The sequence below is a fragment of the Lacrimispora sp. genome, assembly GCF_032078915.1.
Taxonomy (GTDB): domain Bacteria; phylum Bacillota; class Clostridia; order Lachnospirales; family Lachnospiraceae; genus Lacrimispora.
In genome coordinates this window covers 1-15,052 of record NZ_DAMAUN010000070.1, presented here as the reverse complement: position 1 = coordinate 15,052, position 15,052 = coordinate 1, and the positions used below count along the sequence as shown (strand labels likewise).

General features: G+C 45.4%; 15 protein-coding genes. All 15 read left to right on the top strand.

Annotation, left to right across the window (positions count from 1 at the left end; translation table 11 throughout):
* Nucleotides 1-2 precede the first annotated feature (2 nt).
* Entirely contained in the window at nt 3-1,478 is a 1,476-nt protein-coding gene (gene spoIVA, locus RT269_RS22120) for a stage IV sporulation protein A (protein WP_313185860.1), read from the top strand.
* 43 nt (nt 1,479-1,521) lie between these two features.
* Nucleotides 1,522-3,123 carry an MBL fold metallo-hydrolase gene (locus RT269_RS22115; RefSeq protein WP_313185858.1) on the top strand — a complete coding sequence of 534 codons (1,602 nt, stop codon included), beginning with the start codon at nt 1,522-1,524 and terminating at the stop codon, nt 3,121-3,123.
* Nucleotides 3,124-3,138: 15 nt separating this feature from the next.
* Nucleotides 3,139-3,615, top strand: a complete 477-nt coding sequence (gene rnhA, locus RT269_RS22110) for a ribonuclease HI (protein ID WP_100304603.1) — start codon at nt 3,139-3,141, stop codon at nt 3,613-3,615.
* Nucleotides 3,616-3,745: 130 nt separating this feature from the next.
* On the top strand, nt 3,746-4,609 hold the full coding sequence (locus RT269_RS22105; protein WP_313185855.1) for a lysozyme inhibitor LprI family protein: 864 nt from the start codon (nt 3,746-3,748) through the stop codon (nt 4,607-4,609).
* Between the two features lie 130 nt (nt 4,610-4,739).
* Nucleotides 4,740-4,889, top strand: coding sequence for a hypothetical protein (locus RT269_RS22100; protein ID WP_313185854.1), 150 nt, complete (start codon nt 4,740-4,742; stop codon nt 4,887-4,889).
* 51 nt (nt 4,890-4,940) lie between these two features.
* A complete protein-coding gene (gene alaS / locus RT269_RS22095) occupies nt 4,941-7,547 on the top strand; it encodes an alanine--tRNA ligase (protein ID WP_313185883.1) in 2,607 nt (868 codons plus the stop codon).
* Between the two features lie 139 nt (nt 7,548-7,686).
* Nucleotides 7,687-7,863, top strand: coding sequence for a 30S ribosomal protein S21 (rpsU, locus tag RT269_RS22090; protein WP_004613829.1), 177 nt, complete (start codon nt 7,687-7,689; stop codon nt 7,861-7,863).
* Nucleotides 7,864-8,023: 160 nt separating this feature from the next.
* Entirely contained in the window at nt 8,024-8,290 is a 267-nt protein-coding gene (locus RT269_RS22085; RefSeq protein ID WP_025233186.1) for a YabP/YqfC family sporulation protein, read from the top strand.
* Nucleotides 8,291-8,314: 24 nt separating this feature from the next.
* Nucleotides 8,315-9,559, top strand: coding sequence for a sporulation protein YqfD (yqfD, locus tag RT269_RS22080; protein WP_313185852.1), 1,245 nt, complete (start codon nt 8,315-8,317; stop codon nt 9,557-9,559).
* Nucleotides 9,546-10,562 carry a PhoH family protein gene (locus RT269_RS22075; RefSeq protein ID WP_313185850.1) on the top strand — a complete coding sequence of 339 codons (1,017 nt, stop codon included), beginning with the start codon at nt 9,546-9,548 and terminating at the stop codon, nt 10,560-10,562. Before yqfD ends, RT269_RS22075 begins: the two co-directional genes overlap by 14 nt.
* Entirely contained in the window at nt 10,552-11,049 is a 498-nt protein-coding gene (ybeY, locus tag RT269_RS22070) for an rRNA maturation RNase YbeY (RefSeq protein ID WP_313185848.1), read from the top strand. The genes RT269_RS22075 and ybeY overlap by 11 nt, the downstream gene beginning before the upstream one ends.
* Nucleotides 11,046-12,197 (top strand): DUF3048 domain-containing protein, encoded by a 1,152-nt coding sequence (locus tag RT269_RS22065; protein WP_313185846.1) that lies wholly within the window; start codon nt 11,046-11,048, stop codon nt 12,195-12,197. Before ybeY ends, RT269_RS22065 begins: the two co-directional genes overlap by 4 nt.
* On the top strand, nt 12,184-13,857 hold the full coding sequence (locus tag RT269_RS22060) for a putative polysaccharide biosynthesis protein (protein ID WP_313185844.1): 1,674 nt from the start codon (nt 12,184-12,186) through the stop codon (nt 13,855-13,857). Before RT269_RS22065 ends, RT269_RS22060 begins: the two co-directional genes overlap by 14 nt.
* A gap of 54 nt (nt 13,858-13,911) precedes the next feature.
* Nucleotides 13,912-14,298: a hypothetical protein gene (locus RT269_RS22055; RefSeq protein WP_313185842.1), complete on the top strand. Its 387-nt coding sequence runs from the start codon at nt 13,912-13,914 to the stop codon at nt 14,296-14,298.
* Nucleotides 14,299-14,363: 65 nt separating this feature from the next.
* On the top strand, nt 14,364-15,052 hold a 689-nt coding region (locus RT269_RS22050), incomplete at its 3' end, for an aminoacetone oxidase family FAD-binding enzyme (protein WP_313185840.1).

Below are 15,052 nucleotides of genomic sequence, written 5' to 3'. Positions count from 1 at the left end.
TTATGGACAATTATAACGTATACAATGATATCAAAGCCCGAACCAACGGAGAAATCTACATTGGAGTTGTGGGGCCGGTAAGAACAGGAAAGTCAACTTTTATCAAGCGTTTTATGGAATTAATGGTTCTGCCGGGCATGGAGGATGAACACCAGAAAACTCAGACAAGGGACGAACTGCCCCAGAGTGCGGCAGGAAAAACCATCATGACCACAGAACCCAAATTCATCCCCAAAGAAGCGGCGACCATCCGTCTGGGAGATGAGATCGAAACAAAAGTCCGATTGATCGACTGTGTAGGCTTTATGGTAGACGGTGCTGCCGGCCACATTGAAAATGATGAAGAGCGGCTTGTGAAAACACCCTGGTTTGATTACGAGATCCCTTTTACGAAAGCGGCAGAAATCGGAACCAGAAAGGTTATCAATGACCATTCTACCATTGGCGTAGTCATAACCACAGACGGTTCCATCGGAGAACTGAAACGTCCCAACTACATAGCTGCAGAAGAGCGCACCGTACAGGAATTAAAAACCCTGGGGAAACCATTTATTATTCTACTCAATTCTGCCAGGCCGTATTCTGATGAAACAACGGCTCTTTCAAAGGATATAAGCCAGAAATACGGGGTAACGGTCATGCCCATTAACTGTGAACAGTTAAAGAAGGATGACGTAAATAACATCCTTGAACGGGTATTAAAGGAATTCCCTGTGACAGAAATGGATTTCTTCATTCCAAAATGGCTGGAGATCCTCCCTGCCACCCACTGGCTGAAAGCCCAGGTGATCCAGGCTGCAAAAGATATGGTAAAAAAAGTATCCCACATGAAGGACGTATCATCAGACTTATTTGACGGGTCAACAGAAAGCGTCCGGTCCATCAAGATCCAGAACTTAAATATGGCCGATGGCAGCGTATCCGTTGCCATGGATGTGGATGACAGTTATTATTATCAGATTTTAAGCGATTATGTAGGGCTTCCGATCGAGGGAGAATACCAGTTGATGCAAACCTTAAGCGAGCTTGCAAAAATGAAGGCAGAATACGAAAAGGTCAATCTGGCCATGAGCCAGGTTCGTTTCAAAGGTTATGGAATCGTGACTCCGGATCGGTCCGAGATTATTCTGGATGAACCGGAAGTTATTAAGCACGGTAATAAATACGGGGTAAAAATGCGGGCAGAAGCACCTTCCATTAATTTGATCAAGGCCCATATCCAGACGGAGATCGCTCCTATTGTTGGAAGCGAACAGCAGGCAGAAGATTTAATCGCCTACATTAAAGAAAATGCAAGAGATAGCGAAGACGGAATATGGAACACCAATATCTTTGGAAAATCCATTGAACAGATCGTGGAAGACGGCATTCAGCAAAAAGTTTCCCAGCTTACGGAAGACTGTCAAATAAAACTTCAGGACACCCTCCAAAAAATAATTAATGATAGTAATGGCGGTATGATTTGCATTATTATCTAAATTAATGGTATAATACAAAAAACAGATACAACAGGAGGGCTATATGAAATTAATGTTCATCGGCGCAGCCCGCGAGGTAACCGGGAGCTGTCATTATCTGGAAGCTGCCGGTTTAAAAATCCTTGTGGACTGCGGTATGGAGCAGGGGATTGATAAATTTGTAAATGTGGATCTGCCAGTCAGCTATGCGGAAATTGATTATGTTCTTTTGACCCATGCCCATATCGATCACGCAGGAATGCTTCCTTTTATCTATGCAAGAGGGTTCCGGGGACGAGTGATCTCCACCGTGGCAACCGCCGACCTATGCGGAATTATGCTGAAGGACAGCGCCCATATTCAGGAGTCTGAAACAGAATGGAAGAACAGAAAAGCCAGGCGGGCTGGCCTCCCGGAAGAAGAACCCCTGTACGGAATCAATGATGCCATGGGCGTATTGGAGCTGTTTCATTCCTACAATTACAACGAAAAGGTGGAACTGGAGGATGGCTTTACAATCCGCTTTATAGACGTAGGCCATCTTCTTGGTTCCGCCTCTGTTGAAATCTGGATGGCAGAAGGCAAAACCTCTAAAAAAATCGTATTTTCCGGTGATATCGGCAACAAGAACAAGCCCTTAATCCGTGATCCTCACTACATAAAAGAGGCGGATTATGTGGTAATGGAATGCACCTACGGAGACCGGCTTCACGGTGTGATACCGGATCATGTTTCCATTCTTGCAGGCATTGTCCAAAAGACCCTAGACAGTGGTGGAAACGTGGTAATACCCGCATTTGCAGTGGGAAGGACCCAGGAGCTTCTTTATATGTTCCGCCGAATCAAAGCAGAGAAGCTGGTCACCGGTCACGATGGGTTTGAGGTTTATGTCGACAGCCCTCTGGCAGTGGAAGCAACCCATATTTTTAAAGATAATCTGGTAGACTGCTATGATGAAGAAACAAAAGAACTGGTCATGAAAGGCATCAACCCCATATCCTTTCCTGGCTTAAAGCTGTCGGTTACCAGTGAAGAATCCAAGAACATTAATTTTAATTCAAAACCAAAAGTGATCATCTCTGCGGCAGGCATGTGTGATGCAGGCCGTATCCGCCATCACTTAAAGCATAATTTATGGAGACGGTCGTGCACGATCGTTTTCACCGGATACCAGTCCATAGGAACCTTGGGAAGGAGCCTGACCGAAGGCTGCAGCGAAGTAAGGCTGTTTGGCGAAACCATTCAGGTGGAAGCCCATATAGAACAGATGGAGGGAATGAGTTCCCACGCAGATATGGAAGGATTGATTGCCTGGTTGAATGCTTTTGAAGAAAAACCGCGACAAGTATTTCTGGTACACGGTGATGATCTGGTTTGCAGCTCCTTTGAGCAGCTCCTTGAGAAGGATTACGGATACAGGGTAAAGGCCCCTCACTCCGGTTCTGTTTATGATCTTTCCCTTGGGAGATGGCTGGATGAGACAGAGGGCGTTGCAGTTGTCAAAGGACCGGAAATCTCAAAAAAACCAGTGGGTGTTTATGGAAGGCTTTTTGCTGCCGGCGAAAGGCTTTTGCAGGTTATCCGTCATAACGAAGGCGGAGCCAATAAGGATCTTGCCAAATTTGCGGATCAAATTAATTCTTTATGTGATAAATGGGATAGATAAGGAGAACAAAAGAAAGTGACGAAAGTACAATTATTTACCGACGGAGCTGCAAGAGGAAACCCCGACGGGCCAGGAGGCTATGGCGCGGTTTTGCAATTTACTGATTCCAAAGGGCAGCTCCACGAAAAAACCATGTCAGCAGGATATGTAAAAACCACCAACAACCGTATGGAACTTATGGCGGCCATTGCAGGTCTGGAAGCGCTTACCAGACCCTGTCAGGTAGAACTATACTCTGATTCCAAATATGTGACAGACGCATTTAATCAGCATTGGATTGAGAACTGGGTAAAAAATAACTGGAAGAGAGGCAAAAGCGGACCTGTAAAGAACATTGACCTATGGGAAAGGCTGTTAAAGGCCATGGAACCTCATCAAGTGACTTTTCACTGGGTAAAGGGACATGCCGGTCACCCCCAGAATGAACGGTGTGATGTGCTGGCCACAAGCGCTGCGGATGGAGATGATCTGCAGGTCGACGAAGGGATATGATATGGCAAGCTATGGAAAATGCCAAAAACTTACATATCTCTTACAATGTCTTACTAATTGCGAATTCCTATTTTCTTTCTTTTTTATTTGTGCTATGTTATTTTCATCAAATAGGTTAGGATGATATTTCATGAATAAAAATAGAGGAATTTGGATTGTAATTGGAAGCATTCTGGTCATCGGGATCCTCATAACCCTTGCCACATCCACTTTTGTAAAAAGCAAGGAAAATGTTTCGGATCCTCTGGGAATTACTGGGCTTTCAAACTCCGAAATTCCGGATGACCAAGCAGAAGCAAAAGGCTATGGCGGAACGCCGGAATTGTTCTCAGCGGATATGGCGGCTCCCCAGGAAGCGCCGGCTTCTGCAGAGGAATCAAAAATGAGTAAAACCGGTCCGGCAGCCGCCCCAAATGCTGAAACCGCTGTGGAAAACAGATCCCAGCCGGCAGATGCCGAATTTCGGATGAAAAGTGCTGCAGTTTCTGATCAGGCAGAACCGGTTCCCCAGGCAGCGGAAAGCTCTAACGAGGCCTCCATAGAGGAAACCGTAATCTCCCCCATAAGCCCGGATTTAAAAAGCAGGCAGGCGAATGCTGCCGCTCCTGCGGAAGGGGCAGCCTATTATCAAAAGCATTTGCTGGAACTGGATGTCCAGATCAGAAAGATGCGGGAGGAATCAGGAGATTCCAATACCTATTCCATGAAGGCCCTGGTAGATAAAGAATTCAAGCTGTGGAACAGGGAACAGAATGCGATTTATGCCGCTATTACAGAAGGGTTGACTGAAGAAGATAAGAAAACTCTTGAAACCTCACAGCAGGAATGGATCAAAAGCAGGGATGCAAAGGCAGAGGAGGCCGCAAAAAAATACAGCGGCGGAAGCCTGGAAGAGGTTGAGTACACTGCTTCCATGGCAGAGTCCACGAGGGCGCGTGCCTATGATCTGGTAACAGAATACATGGATGTTCTCTCTTTAAAAGATGAACAGTAAAAAGTACGGTTTTTTCCGTACTTTTTATTTTGAGTGAAAAAATTTCCACAGCAACATCTTGATAAATAAAATTCCATATGATAGGATAGTAAAATGAGTGATACTATATGAACTTTCGGGAGGATAAAATATGACAGCAATATTTGCAAGTTTATTGGAGACCGCAATAAAATTCCTGTTCTTCCTGTTTCTTGCATGGGGCGGTATCGTATGCGGCAAGAAATACAGAGATCATAAAGATGCCGGAAACAGCGGCAATGCGACGAAAGAGATAAAATAGCAAACGGAGGACAGTAACGTGAAGAACTACGGTGTGAATGAACTGAGGAGAATGTTCCTTGAATTTTTTGAGAGTAAGGGACATCTGGCTATGAAAAGCTTCTCCCTGGTTCCGCATAATGATAACAGCTTGTTGTTAATCAACTCGGGCATGGCTCCCCTTAAGCCATATTTTACAGGCCAGGAAATCCCGCCAAGAAAAAGGGTGACTACCTGTCAGAAGTGTATCCGGACAGGAGATATTGAGAACGTTGGCAAGACAGCCCGCCACGGCACATTCTTTGAGATGTTGGGAAACTTTTCCTTTGGGGATTATTTTAAGGATGAGGCGATTCACTGGTCATGGGAATTTTTGACCCAGGCAGTCGGCCTTGACCCGGACAGGCTGTATCCCTCCGTATATCTGGAAGATGATGAGGCCTTCGAAATCTGGAATAAGAAAATCGGCATTGCGCCCGAGCGCATTTTCCGCTTTGGAAAGGCAGACAATTTCTGGGAGCACGGCGCAGGTCCCTGCGGCCCCTGTTCTGAGATTTACTACGACAGAGGAGAGAAGTACGGCTGCGGCAAGCCAGACTGTACCGTTGGCTGTGAATGCGACCGTTATATGGAAGTGTGGAATAATGTATTCACGCAGTTTGAAAATGACGGACATGGAAACTACGAGGAATTACAGCAGAAAAACATTGATACCGGCATGGGACTGGAACGTCTGGCCGTAGTTGTTCAGGATGTAGATTCTATTTTTGATGTGGATACCATAAAAGCTCTTTTAAACCGTGTGGCTGAACTGGCACGGACAGAATACAAGAAGGATCCTGATGTGGATGTATCCCTTCGGCTGATCACAGACCACGTCCGGTCCTGCACCTTTATGATATCCGATGGCATCATGCCCTCCAATGAGGGACGGGGCTATGTTCTCCGCCGCCTCTTAAGAAGAGCTGCCCGTCATGGAAGACTTCTGGGAATCGAAGGAAAGTTCCTTGCAGACTTGTCCACCACCGTAATTGACTTATCTAAGGATGGATATCCGGAGCTGGAAGAAAAGAAAGCTATGATTCTAAAAGTTCTGACCCAGGAGGAAGACAAGTTCAATAAGACCATTGACCAGGGTCTTGCCATTCTTGGTGAGCTGGAAGAGGAAATGATAAAAGAAAAGCTCACCATCCTTTCCGGTGAGAATGCTTTTAAATTATATGATACCTACGGATTCCCTCTGGATCTGACTCTGGAGATTCTGGAAGAAAAGAATTTCGGAGTGGATGAAGCCGGCTTTAAAGCTGCTATGCAAAAGCAGAGGGAAACAGCCAGAAATGCCAGAAAGGCCACCAATTACATGGGTGCTGACGTCACGGTCTTCCAGTCCATTGATCCTGCCATTACAACCGAGTTCATCGGCTATGATAAGCTTGTTTGTGTTTCCAAAATCCTTGTGCTCACTTCGGAAACCGATTTAGTGGAGGCGCTTACCGACGGGGAGACCGGAACCATTGTGACGGAACAGACCGTATTTTACGGAACCATGGGAGGCCAGCAGGGCGATGTTGGCAGAATCGTAAGTGATATGGGTGAATTTAAGGTGGAAGATACCATCCATTTACAGGGTGGAAAAGTGGGCCATGTGGGCAGAATGATAAAGGGAATGCTGCAGACCGGAGATGCGGTTACCTTAAAGGTTTGTGAAAATAACCGCCAGAATACGGGGAAAAACCACAGTGCGACCCATCTTCTCCAGAAAGCCTTAAGAGCAGTTCTGGGCAATCATGTGGAGCAGGCCGGTTCCTTCGTTGACGGAGACAGGCTGCGTTTCGACTTTACTCATTTCTCAGCCATGACACCTAAGGAGATCGAACAGGTGGAAACTCTTGTAAATGAGAAAATCAAGGAATCTCTTCCTGTAAAAACGGAAATCATGTCTTTAGAGGAAGCCAAAAAATCCGGTGCTATGGCACTGTTTGGGGAAAAATACGGGGATTCGGTCCGCGTAGTGAAAATGGGAGACTTTTCCACAGAGCTTTGCGGTGGCACCCATATTAACAATACGGGAGTCATCGGCTCTTTTAAGATCCTGTCCGAAACCGGTATTGCAGCCGGAGTACGGAGAATCGAAGCCCTGACCGGAGACGGCCTGATGCATTATTATCAGGAAACAGAAAAAGAGCTTCTTGAAGCAGCAAAGACTGCCAAGACAACACCATCATCCTTGACGGCAAAAATTGAGTCCCTTTTAGAAGAAATAAAAGCCCTGCATTCTGAGAATGAAAAGTTAAAAAGCAAACTTGCAAAAGACTCTCTTGGAAATGTAATGGATCAGGTGAAAGAGATTAAGGGAGTTAAGGTCCTTGCCACAAAGGTGCTTGATGTGGATATGAATGGACTCCGTAATCTGGGCGACCAGCTGAAAGATAAAATAGGCGGCGGAGTCATTGTAATCGCCTCTGTTCAGGATGATAAAGTAAATCTGATGGCTGCTGTTACGGAGGAAGCACAGAAGAAGGGTGCTCATGCAGGCAACTTAATCAAAGCCATTGCTTCCTTAGTCGGCGGCGGCGGCGGCGGGCGTCCGAATATGGCTCAGGCAGGCGGAAAGAATCCCGCAGGAGTGGATGCATGCCTTGAAAAAGTTGCGGAAGTTGTTGCAGAACAGCTGAATTAATACGCTGAACATTAAGAAAAATATAAAAATTTTTCTTGACGTATGGCAAAATTATGCTATAATCATATCAGTGCTATAAAATACCCAAACAGTTGTATTATGCACAAGTACACAACTGGAGGGAGGTTAGGTGTGAGCTATGTCAAATGTTATCGTTAAAGACAACGAGACCTTAGATAGTGCTTTACGCAGATTCAAAAGAAACTGTGCAAAAGCAGGTATCCAGCAGGAAATTCGTAAGAGAGAGCATTATGAGAAACCAAGCGTTAGACGTAAGAAAAAGTCTGAAGCTGCAAGAAAACGTAAATTTAACTAATAGTTAAAAGATGAGCCCCTGGTCCCATTTCTATGTGACCAGGGGTTTTTTTGACTTTTATGACCGTAGAATGTTCCGCATCTTTTTTGCATATAGTATAAAAGGGTTAAAATCTCAAATCGATTTGCAAAAATAAAAAGAGAGGGGCAGAAAAGGGATTATGTTTGAGGAATCAAAGGAAAAAGCAGCTTCCGCCTTAAAACTCCCGAAGGACGTGGTTCTGGGAGAGGTGCTTGTATCTTTTCTTGGACGTCATAGCGTTGTCATAGAAAATTACCGAAGCATTATCCTGTATACAGACTGTTCCATCAAACTTCAGGCAAAAAACTGTCGAGTGATCATTGGCGGAAGCCGGCTGATGATTGAATATTACACCAATGAGGAGATGAAGATCAACGGTTATATAAAATCCCTGGAATTTGAATAAGAAGGGAACTGGAGGTGAAATAAAATGCTTGCATGGCTGAAACATTATTTATTCGGTTATCTTTCTATAGAAATGACCGGTTTTTCCCCGGAACGTTTTCTTAACATGTGCAGCGTACATGAAATTGAATTGTGGAAAGTCGTAAATTGCGGACATTCCTATCAGCTTTTCATTACGGTACAAGGGTTCCGAAAGGTGAAGCCCCTTGTGCGTAAATCGAAGGTCAGACTTAGGATTTTAAAAAAGTTTGGACTTCCTTTTTTTTTACATCGGAACAGAAAACGGAAACTATATGCAGCCGGGTTCATCAGCTTTTTTTTGATCCTCTATTCCCTTTCCCTATTTATCTGGGACATTGAATTTAACGGGAACCAGATGTATACATACGACACTCTTATAAAATTCTGCGAATCGGAAGAAATCCGGTATGGTATGAAAAAATCAAAAATTGATTGTGATGTCCTGGAAGAAGCGTTTCGAACCAAGTTTCCTGAAATAACCTGGGTATCGGCAAGGGTATCAGGAACCCGCCTTTTGGTTAAAATAAAAGAAAATGAAGTGTTGTCGGAGATTCCTGCAAAGGATGAAACTCCCTGTGACATCATAGCGGAAAAAGGCGGTGTAATCACTTCCATGATCGTTCGCAGCGGCGTTCCAATGGCGGCAATTGGTGATACGGTAGAAGAAGGGCAGATACTGGTCAGCGGCACCCTTCCCATTATCGACGACAGCGAAACCGTGATAAACACCCACTTTGTACGCTCTGATGCGGATATAACAGCCAGGACAGAATATCATTTTACCAGACAAATGCCTCTTTTTCGGAAAATCGATGTAGAAACGGGGAAAGTAAGGAATGGATACTATATGAAGGCTTTCCGTTTTTCCTTCATGCTTATCCGTCCCCGGCCAGAGGGAACTTCCTGGAAACGGACCATGGAAGAAGAGCAGCTTCATTTATTCCAGAATTTTTATCTTCCCTTTTACTTTGGCAAAATAACAGGGAAAGAGTATATATCTTACGAGCGTCCCTATACAGAGGAAGAGAAAAAACTGCTGTCTGAGGATATCAACGAAAGGTACAAAAAAAATTTAATAGAAAAAGGGGTACAAATTCTGGAAAATCATGTTAAAATACTAGATAATGAATCTTTATGCCAGGTTGCCATAGATTTCGTGGCAGAGGAGCCTTTAGGAAGGCGGGAGGCGATTAAGATACAAAGATCAGAGGAACCGGAGGAGACAAATCATTCAAATGAGCGTAATTGAGACAATCATAGACATTCCAGCTGAACACGAAAAAAATGTATGCGGACAGTTTGACAGCTATCTAAAGAAAATAGAACGGACCCTGCATGTTACCATGATTGGACGTGATGGCGCCCTTAAGATCATTGGATCGGAACAAATGGTGCAGAAAGCGAAAAGTGTATTTAGTAACTTAATTGAGCTTTCCAAACGGGGAAATTCCATTACAGAACAAAATGTAGATTATGCTCTTTCTCTGTCATTTTCTGAAAGTGACAGTCAGATTTTAGAAATCGACAAGGACATTATCTGCAGAACCATTACAGGAAGGCCGGTAAAGCCAAAGACCCTCGGGCAAAAGCAGTATGTGGACCAGATCAGAAAGAAGATGATCGTATTTGGAATCGGTCCTGCAGGAACCGGAAAAACCTATCTTGCCATGGCTATGGCAATCCAGGCTTTTAAAAACGGAGAGGTAAACCGGATCATTCTGACCAGGCCTGCGATTGAGGCAGGAGAAAAGCTGGGTTTTCTCCCAGGAGATTTACAAAGCAAAATAGATCCTTACTTAAGGCCTTTATATGATGCACTCTATCAGATTATGGGAGCAGAGAGCTATCTTCACAATGCGGAGAAAGGTCTGATAGAGGTAGCACCTCTGGCGTACATGAGAGGCCGTACCCTGGACAATGCCTATATTATTCTTGACGAAGCCCAGAACACCACTCCGGCCCAGATGAAGATGTTCCTCACCAGAATCGGCTTTGGTTCAAAGGTGATTGTAACTGGTGACTTAACGCAAAAGGATCTTCCTTCCGGAAGCATGTCAGGACTTGATATGGCCATGAAAATATTAAAGAGAATTGACGACATCGGTTTCTGCCATCTAACCAGCAGCGACGTGGTTCGTCATCCTCTGGTACAGAAAATCGTACAGGCTTATGACGATTATGAGTCAAAGAAAAAGCCGGTGGAACGAAAGACAAAAGCCATTGGCGGCAGAAAGGCACGTTATGACGATTAATATTGAATATGAGGCCGAAAAAAAACTGGATATCCCATATGAAGATATCATTACAAGGGTAGTGGAAGATTCGCTGGATTATGAAGACTGCCCTTATGAGGCGGAGGTCAATGTCCTCATTACCGACAATGAGGATATCCGCCAGATCAATAACGAATATCGGAAGATAGACAACCCCACAGATGTTCTTTCCTTTCCCATGATCGAATATGAAAGGCCTTCAGATTTTGAACATCTGGAAGAAGCAGCGGACGACTGCTTTCATCCGGAAACAGGGGAACTTTTACTGGGAGATATTGTGATATCTGTCGATAAGGTGGAAGAACAAGCTGAAAATTACGGCCATTCCCAAACAAGGGAGCTTGCCTTTTTAGTCGCTCACAGCATGCTTCATCTATGCGGCTATGATCACATGGAAGAGGAAGAACGGGAGATCATGGAAAGGAAGCAGGAGGAAATCTTACGCCGGGGAGGATATACGAGATGATGAAAAAGGTATGGCTGGGATTCGCCGGCATCATGCTGTCTGCCGCTTTTTTATCCGGCTGCGGTAAAAAATATGAAAAGGTATGGATTCCGGATCAATCAGTGGAAACCGACCAGGCGGAAACAAAAGAAATCAAAATCAACAGCAGTGAGTCAGCAGACGATAGGACAGAAGCGAATTCCGGTGAATACTATACCTTTGAAGAACGTACCGAAAAAGATGGTAAGATACGCAGCTACCTTACGGGTGAGATGGTGGATTCCGCTATCGGAAACCGGAGGCCGGTGGCAGTGATGATGAGCAATGACAAAGAGGCTCTTCCTCAATACGGGATCAACCGTGCCGGAGTGGTCTATGAAGCACCGGCAGAAGGTGGAATGAACCGTTACATGGCTATTTTGGAAAATTATGATGATCTGGACCGGATCGGCTCTGTCAGGAGCTGCCGCACCTATTATACATATTTTGCCCGCGAGTTTGATGCTATCTATGCTCATTACGGGCAGAGCACCTTTGCAAAGCCTTATCTTGCCAATGTGGATAACATCAACGGGCTTGACGGCATCGGTACGGTGGCATATTTCCGTACCAAAGACCGGAAATCTCCCCACAACGCATACACCAGCGGGGAGCGGTTAAACAAATCCATTCTTCAGCTGGGGTACTCAGAAAGCTACGACCAGTCCTACCGCGGCCATTACCGTTTTGCGAAGGATGGCAAAAAGGTGACCCTTGAAGGAGCAAATAGCGTGGGCGATGCCTATAAGGTCTATCCAGGCTATGTGCTCAACAAGCCGTGGTTTGAGTACCATGAAGAGGACGGGCTTTACTACCGGTTTCAGTACGGGGCTCCCCACAAGGGAAATGAAGGCCAGATCAAGGTTAAGAATATCATCCTTCAGTACTGTCCTTCCGCCCATTATGCAACAACAGATTATTTAAATATCAACGTACAGGATGACTCTTATGGCTGTTACGTAACAGAAGGCCGTTCCATCCCCATAAAATGGAGCAAAGACGGAGAATTCGGCCCAACACATTATTACGACATGGAGAATAACGAGATTATCCTGAACCAGGGAAAAACCTGGGTATGCATTATTTCCGCACAGGATTCTCCCAATGTAAAGTTAAATGGAAAAGAATAGGACAAGCAAAAAACAAGTAAAGAGGGGATCTTCCAATTTCCTGATCCAGGGAGTTATCCTTGCGGTGGCAGGCATTATCGTCCGGGTCATTGGCATGTTTTACCGTATCCCTCTGGCGGATATTTTAGGGAATGAAGGAAACGGTTATTATAGTTCTGCGTTTACCATTTATTCTCTTCTTTTGATTGTATCCTCCTACAGCCTGCCTACGGCAGTATCCAAAATGATCGCTACAAGACTGGCGAGAAAAGAGTACCGCAACTCCATAAGGGTGTTAAAGGTGGCTCTGTTTTACGGTACCGTGGTAGGAGGGCTGGGAGCTGCCGTGCTCTGGTTTGGAGCGGATATATTCGCCAGCCGGTTTTTAAAAATGCCTTATACCTTCTATGCCCTAAAAACCCTGGCCCCTACCATCTGGGTGATCGCCTATCTTGGCGTGTTCCGGGGATATTTCCAGGGCATTGGAACCATGCTTCCCACGGCCATATCTCAGATCCTTGAACAGATCGTCAATGCGATCATCAGCGTATATGCAGCTTCCAGGCTGTTTCAGGCAGGGCTTCGGTCCAACCTGGTTCACGGGTCTGCGGAATACTCCTTTGCCTTTGGCGCGGCGGGAGGAACGATTGGAACAGGAGCGGGGGCTGTGGCTGCCCTGCTGTTTCTCCTGTTTATTTTATTCAGCTACCTGCCAATTATGAAAAAGCAGGCAAGAAGGGACAGGACAAGGCGTCGGGAATCCTATGGAGAACTTTCCGGCGTTCTTTTCATGACGGTCTTTCCCATTGTTTTAAGCAGCGTGGCTTATAACATCAGTACAGTAATTGACAACAGCATCTATGGAAACGGCATGACGGCTATGGGCATGGGCGCTTCGGAGATTGCTTCCAACTGGGGTATAATCGGGAAGTATCAGCTTCTTTTTAACATCCCGGTGGCAATTGCCAATTCCCTTTCCTCCGCGCTCATCCCAACTCTTTCAAGAGCAATGGCGGAAGGTCAGAGGGGACAGTTAAAAGGAAAGGTTTCCATGGTGATTCGCTTTTCCATGCTGATCGCCATTCCGGCTACGGTCGGCCTTACCGTACTGGCAGGACCTATCTGCAACCTGTTATTCAGCAGAAATGACAACTCGGCTCTTATTAAAATGATGATGTACGGATCTGTGGCAGTCGTGTTTTTCTCCCTTTCCACGGTGACAAACGGAGTATTACAGGGGATCAACCGGATGCAGACCCCCTTAAAGAATGCGATCATTTCCTTAATCCTTCATGTAATCATCCTATGTGTCATGCTTTTCGGATTCCGCATGGGAATCTACAGCGTGGTATATTCCAACATCCTATTTGCACTTACCATGTGTATCTTAAATGGAACTGCAATCGGTCGGTTTTTAAATTACAGGCAGGAAATCAAGAAAACATTTATTATTCCCATCCTGGCATCGGGAGTTATGGGAGCGGCTGCTTACGGCACCTATTTCCTTGTGCATCTGACGTTAAAGCGCAATGTATTCAGTGTTCTTGCCGCCATAGCGGTAGCTGTGGTGGTTTATGGAGTTCTCCTTTTAAAACTGCGCTGTGTAGATGAAGCAGAGCTTTTAAGCGTTCCGGGAGGGAAGAAGCTGGTGCGCATAGCAAGAAAATTCCATCTTATGTGATTAAAACCCAGGAAGAAGGCAGATACTATACTTACATGAAGGAGGTATCAACTCATGAAGAAGTATATGTTCTGCTTTCTTTTGTTCGTAGCGGCATCCGCCATTTGCTTAGGAATTGGATTTGCCATTACAAAGGACAGCGTAAGGCCTGAAGAGGCTCTGCCGGGGGCAACCATAGAAACAGAAACTGTAACGGAAGCGCAGATTGTGATAAACCAGGAAGAGGTTGAACCCGTAAATGCAAAAGGCAAAGAAAAGTTTTATCTTGTCTCAGAGGACGGATATCTTCTCGTCCTCTACCAGGATAAAACAACCATCTGCCTTTATACCCATATGCCCGTCACTGACTTTCCCGAGGAAGAGCGGTGGAAATTAATGGATGGCATATGGTTTTCTTCCATGATCGAGGTATTTAATTACCTGGAATCCTATACAAGCTAAAGAAATACTTGAAATGAAGAGGCAAACTGGATACAATAAGTTTGTCGAGGATACAGGAGGATTTTATGAAACAACAGGTAATCATCGTAGGGGCAGGAGCTTCCGGTCTGGCAGCGGCTATCCAGGCAGCCAGACAGGGTGCTTCTGTTACTGTTTTAGAACATACAGCCAAACCGGGGAAAAAACTTCTTTCCACCGGAAATGGGAAGTGCAATTTAACCAATCGAATGACTCCTGATGGTGCCTACCGGGGAGGTCAGCAGGAGTTTATTAAAAAAGTGCTGGATCACATTACGGTGGAACAGACGCTGGAATTTTTCCGGGACCTGGGTCTTGTTCTTACAGACCGGAACGGATATGTCTACCCCAACACCGGACAAGCCGTCTCCGTTCTGGAAGCTCTTCTTTTTGAGCTTGACCATCTGGGCGTTCCCATCATCACTGATTGTCAGGTTGAGGAGATAAGGAAGGATTTATCCCTGATGACTTCCCAAGGAAAGAAAAAGGCAGATGCCATCATTTTAGCGGCAGGTTCCATGGCGGCTCCAAAAACAGGATCCGATGGAAGCGGTTATCAGCTGGCAAGGGCTTTGGGGCACCGCATCGTTAAGCCGCTGCCTGCTTTGGTACAGCTAAAGTGCAGGGAAAAGTGGTACAAACAGGCGGCCGGTGTCAGGACAGAGGCTGCTGTGACGCTTAAAATAGACGGAAAAACTGCAGCAGAGGACCGCGGGGAACTTCAGTTCACGGATTA

What these genes read in the sequence shown, in the direction of transcription:
- spoIVA (WP_313185860.1), top strand. Translation starts at nt 3, where the DNA reads ATGGACAATTATAACGTATACAATGATATCAAAGCCCGAACCAACGGA.
- RT269_RS22115 (WP_313185858.1), top strand. Translation starts at nt 1,522, where the DNA reads ATGAAATTAATGTTCATCGGCGCAGCCCGCGAGGTAACCGGGAGCTGT.
- RT269_RS22105 (WP_313185855.1), top strand. Translation starts at nt 3,746, where the DNA reads ATGAATAAAAATAGAGGAATTTGGATTGTAATTGGAAGCATTCTGGTC.
- RT269_RS22100 (WP_313185854.1), top strand. Translation starts at nt 4,740, where the DNA reads ATGACAGCAATATTTGCAAGTTTATTGGAGACCGCAATAAAATTCCTG.
- alaS (WP_313185883.1), top strand. Translation starts at nt 4,941, where the DNA reads ATGTTCCTTGAATTTTTTGAGAGTAAGGGACATCTGGCTATGAAAAGC.
- rpsU (WP_004613829.1), top strand. Translation starts at nt 7,687, where the DNA reads ATGTCAAATGTTATCGTTAAAGACAACGAGACCTTAGATAGTGCTTTA.
- RT269_RS22085 (WP_025233186.1), top strand. Translation starts at nt 8,024, where the DNA reads ATGTTTGAGGAATCAAAGGAAAAAGCAGCTTCCGCCTTAAAACTCCCG.
- yqfD (WP_313185852.1), top strand. Translation starts at nt 8,315, where the DNA reads ATGCTTGCATGGCTGAAACATTATTTATTCGGTTATCTTTCTATAGAA.
- RT269_RS22075 (WP_313185850.1), top strand. Translation starts at nt 9,546, where the DNA reads ATGAGCGTAATTGAGACAATCATAGACATTCCAGCTGAACACGAAAAA.
- ybeY (WP_313185848.1), top strand. Translation starts at nt 10,552, where the DNA reads ATGACGATTAATATTGAATATGAGGCCGAAAAAAAACTGGATATCCCA.
- RT269_RS22065 (WP_313185846.1), top strand. Translation starts at nt 11,046, where the DNA reads ATGATGAAAAAGGTATGGCTGGGATTCGCCGGCATCATGCTGTCTGCC.
- RT269_RS22060 (WP_313185844.1), top strand. Translation starts at nt 12,184, where the DNA reads ATGGAAAAGAATAGGACAAGCAAAAAACAAGTAAAGAGGGGATCTTCC.
- RT269_RS22055 (WP_313185842.1), top strand. Translation starts at nt 13,912, where the DNA reads ATGAAGAAGTATATGTTCTGCTTTCTTTTGTTCGTAGCGGCATCCGCC.